The 7,852-nt window shown below is 71.2% G+C and carries 9 protein-coding genes, 1 tRNA gene and 1 pseudogene; 2 read left to right on the forward strand and 9 right to left on the reverse strand.

What is annotated here, in order from left to right; genetic code table 11:
- Positions 1-554, forward strand: a pseudogene (locus tag Q7P21_RS17385) (NAD(P)/FAD-dependent oxidoreductase); the annotation flags it as partial.
- Here Q7P21_RS17385 and Q7P21_RS17390 read toward each other — a convergent pair.
- The 9 genes from Q7P21_RS17390 to Q7P21_RS17430 all read right to left on the reverse strand — a co-directional run bounded on the left by Q7P21_RS17390 (position 551) and on the right by Q7P21_RS17430 (position 7,595).
- Positions 551-1,018 (reverse strand): hypothetical protein, encoded by a 468-nt coding sequence (locus Q7P21_RS17390; protein WP_304178098.1) that lies wholly within the window; start codon positions 1,016-1,018, stop codon positions 551-553. The pseudogene Q7P21_RS17385 and the gene Q7P21_RS17390 overlap by 4 nt on opposite strands.
- On the reverse strand, positions 1,018-1,503 hold the full coding sequence (locus Q7P21_RS17395; protein WP_304178099.1) for an SRPBCC family protein: 486 nt from the start codon (positions 1,501-1,503) through the stop codon (positions 1,018-1,020). The genes Q7P21_RS17390 and Q7P21_RS17395 overlap by 1 nt, the downstream gene beginning before the upstream one ends.
- Positions 1,504-1,575: 72 nt before the next feature.
- Complete coding sequence (locus Q7P21_RS17400; RefSeq protein WP_304178101.1) at positions 1,576-2,538, reverse strand: alpha/beta hydrolase; 963 nt, start codon at positions 2,536-2,538, stop codon at positions 1,576-1,578.
- 66 nt (positions 2,539-2,604) lie between these two features.
- Entirely contained in the window at positions 2,605-3,207 is a 603-nt protein-coding gene (locus Q7P21_RS17405) for a phosphoribosylglycinamide formyltransferase (RefSeq protein WP_304178103.1), read from the reverse strand.
- Positions 3,207-4,028 carry an MBL fold metallo-hydrolase gene (locus Q7P21_RS17410; protein ID WP_304178104.1) on the reverse strand — a complete coding sequence of 274 codons (822 nt, stop codon included), beginning with the start codon at positions 4,026-4,028 and terminating at the stop codon, positions 3,207-3,209. Before Q7P21_RS17410 ends, Q7P21_RS17405 begins: the two co-directional genes overlap by 1 nt.
- Complete coding sequence (locus tag Q7P21_RS17415; protein ID WP_304178106.1) at positions 4,025-4,816, reverse strand: TatD family hydrolase; 792 nt, start codon at positions 4,814-4,816, stop codon at positions 4,025-4,027. Before Q7P21_RS17415 ends, Q7P21_RS17410 begins: the two co-directional genes overlap by 4 nt.
- 15 nt (positions 4,817-4,831) lie before the next feature.
- A complete protein-coding gene (locus tag Q7P21_RS17420) occupies positions 4,832-5,830 on the reverse strand; it encodes a DNA polymerase III subunit delta' (RefSeq protein ID WP_304171479.1) in 999 nt (332 codons plus the stop codon).
- On the reverse strand, positions 5,823-6,458 hold the full coding sequence (gene tmk / locus Q7P21_RS17425) for a dTMP kinase (RefSeq protein ID WP_304171482.1): 636 nt from the start codon (positions 6,456-6,458) through the stop codon (positions 5,823-5,825). Before tmk ends, Q7P21_RS17420 begins: the two co-directional genes overlap by 8 nt.
- A 51-nt stretch (positions 6,459-6,509) precedes the next feature.
- Entirely contained in the window at positions 6,510-7,595 is a 1,086-nt protein-coding gene (locus Q7P21_RS17430) for a septal ring lytic transglycosylase RlpA family protein (RefSeq protein ID WP_304171483.1), read from the reverse strand.
- Positions 7,596-7,750: 155 nt separating this feature from the next.
- Here Q7P21_RS17430 and Q7P21_RS17435 point away from each other — a divergent pair.
- Positions 7,751-7,840: transfer RNA gene (locus Q7P21_RS17435), tRNA-Ser, on the forward strand.
- Positions 7,841-7,852: the final 12 nt, after the last annotated feature.

The following is a 7,852-nucleotide window of genomic DNA, read 5'->3' on the forward strand; positions in this document are numbered from 1 at the left end:
CGTCGGTGTCCGGGGAGTTCCTGACCCGGGTCGGTTGCGGCGACGTGAAGTTCAAGCCGGCGATCAAGGCGCTGGAGGGCAAGCAGGTGCGGTTCACCGACGACAGCGTCGAGGATGTGGACGTCATCGTCTTCGCCACCGGCTATGACATGCGCTTCCCGTTCTTCAGCGACCCCGAACTGGTCCCCGACGCCGATCACCGCCTGCCGCTGTTCAAGCGGATGATGAACCCACAGATCCCCAACCTGTTCTACATGGCCCTGGCCCAGCCCCTGCCGACCCTGGTCAATTTCGCCGAGCAGCAGTCCAAGCTGGTCGCCGCCTATCTGGCCGGCCAATACCTGCCGCCCTCCCCCGACGAGATGCGGGCGGTGATCGTCAAGGACGAGGAGACCCACCTCGGCCAGTACTACCAGGCCAAGCGCCACACCATTCAGGTCGACTTCGGCGTCTATTGCGCCGACCTGAAGAAGGAGATCGCCAAGGGCGAGAAGCGCGCCAAGGCCGCCGGCGGCAAGCTGCCGGTCCCGGCGCGGGCTGTGGTCGCGGCTTAGGTCCGCTCCGCAGGCCCCGGCGTCAGCAGATGCCGGATGACGCCCCAGAAGGCCGCGAAGGACGCGACCAGGGCCGCCATGAAGATCCCGGTGACCAGGTTGTTGGCCGGGTGGGCGTCGAAGGCCATGCCGCGCACCCCCAGGATCGGGGCCAGGATCGAGGCTGCAAGATTGCCCCAGCCCATGACCAGCAGGCAGGGAGCCAGCCAGGCCTCGCGACCGGGCGCCATCCCTGCCCCCAACCGGGTCGCCCCCGCCAGGGCCATGACCAGCAGGCCGTTCAGCAAGCCCTCGAGATGGGCCATGGTCCAGGCGCGGTGATCGCCCGCGATGGCCAGGGGCGACGCCTGGCCATAGACCTGCTTGGCGACCACGAAGGCGAGTGGAAAGCCGGCCAGGATCATGCCGGCCAGGATGATCAGCACCCCGTTCAGGACGATGATGCGTAAGGACCGGTCGCTCATCAGATACCGAACCGGGCCGGCTCGGCCTTGATCAGGGCTTCCAGCTTGGGCAGGCCCGCCTTGAGGCCGCCGGCCAGTTGCTGGGTGACCAGGAAGCCCAGGGGGAACACGGCGCTGGCGCGGCCGGCCCAGCGCAGCTCGCAGCCGGTGACGGTCTCGATCACCTGATAGTCCTCGATCGCCGCCGAGATCGGCAAGGTCGAGGCGGCGAAGCGGAAGGCCATCCGCTTGCCCTCCTCCCAGGCGAAGAATTCCTCCTCGATCCGGGCCGCCCCGACCTCGACCGTGCGGATCGTGCCCACGCCGAACGGCTGGGGGCTGGTCCAGGTGACCTTGGTGATCGGCAGCCAATGGGTCCAGGCGTCGGCGTCCAGCAGGGCGGCCCAGACCGCCCTGGCCGGGACCGGAAAGGCGTGGCTGACGCGCTTGGCGCCGGCGAGATAGTCCTCGCCGACGGACTTATGGGCGCGGGGCGGGCTGGCCATGATCGATCTCGTCCTGATGGGTGTTTTGCGCAGTTCGGCTCAAGCGCCCTAGGGGCAGTCAATCGGGTTTGCCTATCCGCGCGCGGCCTGGGCCATGGCCTTGGCCAGGGCCGCGCGGGTGTCACGGGCCGCGATCCGGCTGACCCCGGCGTCCGGGGCCCACTGGAAGCCGTGGAAGGCCCCGGGATAGACATGCAGCTCGACCGGCACGCCGGCCCGCAGCAGCCGCTGGGCGTAGGCCAGGTCCTCCTCCAGGAACAGGTCCAGCGAACCGGTGGCGATATAGGTCGGCGGCAGGCCGTCCAGGCGCTCGGCCCGGGCCGCCGCCGCATAGGGCGAGACGCCCTCCCCGCCCGGCGCCGCGCCCAACAGGCTGGCCCAGCCGAACTGATTGGCCTGGGGCGTCCAGACGAACTCGCCGGCATAGGGGTGTGGATCGGCGGTGACGCAGGTGCGATCGTCGATCATCGGATAGATCAGGTGCTGGAAGGCCAGGCTGTAGTCCGCGCGGTCGCGGACCAGCAGGGCCAGGGCCGCGGCCAGGCCGCCCCCGGCGCTCTCGCCCATGATCCCCACCCGCGCCGGATCAACGCCCAGTTCGCCGGCCTGGGCGAACACCCAGCCCAGGGCCGCGTAACAGTCCTCGATCGCCCCGGGGAACCGGGTCTCCGGGGCCAGGCGATACTCGACCGAGACGATGCAGCAGCCGAGCTCGGCCGCCATCGGCCGGTGGGCGGCCTCATTGCCGGTCGCCGAGCCGGTGACATAGCCGCCGCCGTGGATGTGGAAGATGCAGGGCAAGGGGCCGGTCGCGCCTTTGGGCCGATAGATCACCACGCCGACCTCCGGCGCGCCGTCCGGCCCGGGAACCTGGCGGGTGGTCATCTCGGTGCGTTCGAGATCTTCCGGGGCCACCGGAAACCGCGCCGGCCTGGACCGCATCATCGGCAGCACCGCCTCGGTGAGCTCGAAGGGCGGAATGCTGTCCAGCAGCGGCAGGAGCTCGGGATCGACGAGGTGTCGGCTGGCGGTCATGTCGGGGTCCTGTCTGGCGGCCCGGGCAGTTTGGCGGACCAGGGGCCAGGCGCAAGCCCGGACCGGCTAGGGCAGGACCAGTTCGCCGCGCGCGATGCGCTGCAGGGTTTCCACAAAGACCTCCGGCTCCAGGGCCGTGACCCTGGCCTCCAGGCTGTCGGCGGTCTCGCCGGGCGCGATGGGAACCGCGCGGCGGGCCAGCACCGCGCCATGGTCATATTCCTCGTCCACCAGGTGGATGGTGATTTCGCTTTGGGCCGCGCCGGCGGCGATCACCGCCTCATGCACCTTGCGGCCATACATGCCCTCCCCGCCGAACGCCGGCAGGGGGCCCGGATGAATGTTGAGGATGCGGTCGCGATAGGCGGCCAGCGTGACCGGACCCAGGCGACGCAGATAGCCCGACAGCACCACCAACTCGACCCCGGCCTCGGTCAGGGCGGCGGCCAGGCGCCGGTCGGCGGTCTCGGCGTCGGCCTGGGTGGGTATGCACAGCTCCGGAATTCCAGCCTCGGCGGCGAAGGCGAGCGCCGGGGCGGCCCGGTTGTTGCTGACCACCAGCCGGGCCTGCGCATCCAGCGTTCCCGCCCGGATCGCGCCCACGATGGCGCGCAGGCTGGAGCCGTTGCGGGACGCGAGGAAACCCAGCTTAAGCGACGGTTTAGTCATCAGATATCGACGCGCAAGTGATGTGAAAACCGCATGCCGTCATAGCCCGGCTCCACACCCTTGGGCAGCTTGCGCTTCAGGTCCTCATAGTCGAGGTCGATGTGCATGTTCGTCAGGATGGTGCGACGGGGGCGGGCGCGCTCCACCCATTCCAGGGTCCGCTCCACATGGGCGTGGGTCGGGTGCGGTCGCCAGCGCAGGGCGTCGACGATCCACACGTCCAATCCCTGCAGGGCGGCAAAGGCCTGGTCGTCCAGATGGACGACGTCGCTGGAATAGGCCACGTCGCCGAACCGATAGCCGACCGAGCGCACCCCGCCATGGTCCTGGTCGAAGGTCGTCACCGGGATGGCGCCGGACGGCCCGTCGACTCGCCACGGCGCGCCGTGGGCTGGGATCAACCGGCGGTCGGCGATGCCGGGATAGCCGCCCTCGCCCTCGAACACATAGCCGAACCGCCGCATCATCGAGGCCTCGGTGGCGGCGTCCATATAGGTTGGAATCCGCGCCCGCTGGCGGATGAAGAAGGCGCGGATGTCATCGATGCCGTGGGTCTGGTCGGCGTGATCGTGGGTCAGCAGGACGGCGTCCAGCCGCTTCACCCCGGCGTCGGCGGTCTGCAGCCTCAGGTCCGGCGAGGTGTCGACCAGCACCGTGGTCTCATGCTCTGCGCCCTCGCCCTTGCGGCGGACCAGCATGGAGCAGCGCGAGCGGCGGTTCTTCGGGTCGCGCGGATCGCAGTCGCCCCAGTCGCCATCCGCGCGCGGCACGCCGCCGGAGGAGCCTGTGCCCAGCAGGGTGATTTCCAGTTCGCCGCTCATGACGCCGCCACCGCCGGTCTTGGTATCTTGTCGAACAGGGCGAAGAAGGCCTCCTCGGTCCGCTGCTCGGCCTCGGCGAGGTCCCAGCCTCGCGTCCTGGCCAGGCCCGCCAAGACGTCGGGCAGGAAGGCCGGCTCATTGCGCCGGCCGCGATGCGGCACGGGGGCCAGATAGGGGCAGTCGGTCTCGACGATGATCCGGTCGGCGGGCATCTGGGCGATCACGTCGCGGACGTCCTGGGCGGGCTTGAAGGTGGCGATGCCCGACACCGAGAACCAGGCGCCCATCGCCGCCGCCCGCGCGGCCAGCTCCGCGCCCGAGGTGTAGCAGTGCAGCAGCATCTTGAACGGCCCGGCGGCGAATTCCGTCTCCAGGATCTCGGTCATCAGGGCGTCCGCCTCGCGGGTGTGGACCACCAGGGGCAGGCCGCTCGCGCGCGCCGCCGCCACATGGGCGCGGAACACCTGGGCCTGAACGTCGCGGGGACTGAAATCATAGTGGAAGTCGAGCCCGGTCTCGCCGATCCCCACCACGCGCGGGTCGTCGCAATAGGCCAGCAGGTCGGCGGCCGACAGTTCCGGGTTCTCCTTGGCCTCATGCGGATGGGTGCCGACCGTGCACCAGATGTCGGCCGCATCGGCGATCGCCCGCACCTTCTCGAAGTGCGAGACCCTGTCGCTGATATTGACCATCAGCTGGACGCCTGCGGCCCGCGCCCGGGCGATGACGGCCTCGCGGTCCTCATCGAACTGAGGCGCGTGCAGATTGACGTGGCTGTCTATGAGCATGCGAAGGGCCGAGGGTCAGGCGCGCGCGGCGTCGCGCAAGGTCGATAGCGCCGTGAAGAGCGCGTCCGTGCGGTCGAGGTTCACGGCCTCGACCTCGCGCGGCAGGCGCTGGAGCGTCTCCCACGCCGCGGCCCAGCGATCAAGACCGCCCCGGCCCTCGGCCGCCTTCTGCCGCAGCTGGCCGTGAATGCGCTCGGCCAGCCGGTCGAACAGCAGGGCGAACTGCGCCGCCCCCTCCCCGCCCCGGAACTTGTCGCTGAGCGACAGGGCCAGGGCCTCGTCCACCTCGGGCAGGTCGCGCAGCAGCTCGCGGGCCGCGTCGTCGATGGCGACGGCCCCGGCCATGGCCAGGGTCCAGGCCCGGCCCGGCGCGCCGCCGGACATCCGGGCCAGCCGGATGGCGTCCTCGGCGTTCACCCCCGCCCGGTCCTCGACGAAGGCCGCCACCTCCGCCTCCGGCAGCGGGCTGAAGCCCAGTCGGCGGCAGCGCGAGCGGATGGTCGGCAGCAGCCGGCCCGGCGAATGGGAGATCAGGAACAGCACCCCGCGCGGCGGCGGCTCCTCCAGGGTCTTCAGCACCGCATTGGCGGCGTTGATGTTCAGGTCGTCGGCCGCGTCGATGATCGCCACCCTGTGCGGCGCCGAGGCCGGCGACTTGGAGAAGAACTCCGACAGCCGGCGCGCCTCGTCGACGGGGATGGTCTTGCGCGGCTTGCCGTCCTCGCCGATCCGCTCCAGCACCAGGATGTCGGGGTGCGAGCGGGCGATGATCTGGCGGGCGACCGGCCCCTCGGGATCGGCCCCCAGCACGCCGAAGCGCGGATCGAGCGGCGCGCCCAGCAGCCGGCGCGCGGCGCGATAGGCGAAGGTCGCCTTGCCCACCCCCTCCGGCCCGGTCAGCAGCCAGGCATGGTGCAGGCGGCCCCGGGCGCGGGCGGCGTCAAAAGCCTCCTCCGCCGCCTCGTGGCCCTGCAGGCGGAACACTTCCTTCGGGTGCGGGATCGGATCAGCCATGGACGGCCAGCCGGCCCTCGACCGTGGTCCAGACCTGGGCCTCGACCGCCTCCAGCCCCTGGTCGGCGTCGATCACCGCGCAGCGCCCGGGCTCGGCGGCGGCTATGCCCAGGAAGGCCTCGCGCAGCCGGGCATGGAAGGCGGCGCCCTTGGACTCGAACCGGGTCTCGGCATGGGTCCGGTCGGCGGCCCGCGCCAGGCCGGCCTCGGGCGCCATGTCGAAGATCAGGGTCAGGTCGGGTCGGATCTCCTCGAGAACATAGGTCTCCATGGCCGCGATCAGGCCAGGATCGGTCCCGCCGGCCGCGCCCTGATAGGCCCGGGTCGAATCGGCGAAACGGTCGCAGACCACCCAGGCCCCGCGCGCCAGCGCCGGGCGGATCACCCGCTCGATATGGTCGCGTCGCGCGGCGTACATCAGAAGCGTCTCGGTGACCGGGCTCCAGCGGTCGACCGCCCCCTTCACCAGCAGGTCGCGGATGGCCTCGGCGCCGGGCGAACCGCCAGGTTCGCGGGTGGCCACGACCTCGCGCCCGGTCGCGCCGAGACGCGCCGCCAGCCGGCGGATCTGGGTCGACTTGCCGACCCCTTCCCCGCCCTCGAAGGTGATGAAACGACCCTGGGACACGGCCGCAACATGGCCGGTTCGCGCCGTTTGTCCAGCCGTCTGGCGCGGCCGTCAGAAGGGGCGCAGCACCCGGGCGTCGCCGAAGCCATAGGCCGCCACCCGATCGCGCAGGGCCCAGGCCTCGCCCTCGTCGGTCGTGCTCTGCAGCACCACCCGATAGAGGGTCGCGCCATTGCGCTGGACGGTCTCGATCACCGCGTCCCCGGCGGCGCCCAGCTGGCTGGCGGCGCGCTGGGCGTTGGCCTGGTCGCTGAACGCCCCGGCCTGGACGCGATAGACGCTGGCGGAGATCGGCGCGGGCGCGGACGGGGCGACCTGCACCGGCGGCGCGGCGGCCGCCATCCGGATCGGCGCGGGCTGGAGCAGCGGCGCGGCGACGGGCGGCGGGGCCATGGCGACGCCAGGGATCGGCGGCAGGGCGGCCGAGGCGACCGCGACCGAAGCCATGGGCAAGGCCGGCAAGGCCGCGCCGGTCAGGGGCGCGAGGGTGGCGCTGGGCCAGGCCGGCGTCGGCAGGGCCGGGGTTGGCAGGGCTGGAGTCGGCAGGGTCGCGCGCAGCGGCGGGGCGCTGATCGCCGGGGGCTTCACCTGGTTTGAGGCATAGCGCAGCCCGGCGTCCGGTCCGCCCAGGGTGGCCGGCCCGACATAGCGGACCCGCACATGGGCCAGGCCCGCCCGGTCATAGCCCAGCTCGCGGGCGGCGGCGTGGCTGAGGTCGATCAGCCGGCCGCCGACAAAGGGGCCGCGATCATTGACCCGCACCTGCAGCTTGCGGCCATTGTCCAGATTGGTGACCTCGACGATGCACGGCAGCGGCAGGGTCGTATGGGCCGCCGACAGGGCGGTCATGTCGAAGATCTCGCCATTGGCGGTCGGCTTCAGATTGAACTGGTCGCCGTACCACGAGGCCATGCCGGTCTCGTCATAGTTCGGCTGTTCCTTGGGCACGTACCAGACGCCGGCCACCTGATAGGGATCGCCGACCTTGTAGCGCCCGCCGGCCCCCGAGGGCGCCGTGGCGGCAGGGAACCGCGACGCCAGGCGCGGATGCGGCGTGGCGCAGGCCGCCAGGCTGGCGCCGGCCAGCAACAGCACGGCCAGGCTCCGGCTACGCGTCACCCATTCAGTCCGGGCCATGGCTCGCCCTCCCGCCTGCGCCGCTGAAAGCGGCTGTTTGAGGCTTGAGCATGGGCCAATAGGCTTGAGCCGTGGTTAAGCGGCTTGGTTAATTCATTAAGCCTCTCAAAGCCCCTCGCCCCCTCGCCCGGACTGCTGCTATAGGCGCGCGTCCCGGACGGGTGGCCGAGTGGTTTAAGGCAGCGGTCTTGAAAACCGCCGTAGGTGAGAGCCTACCGTGGGTTCGAATCCCACCCCGTCCGCCATCCTGCTTCGCG

It is taken from the genome of Phenylobacterium aquaticum (assembly GCF_947378715.1).
In the GTDB taxonomy this organism is placed as follows: Bacteria; Pseudomonadota; Alphaproteobacteria; order Caulobacterales; family Caulobacteraceae; genus Phenylobacterium; species Phenylobacterium aquaticum_A.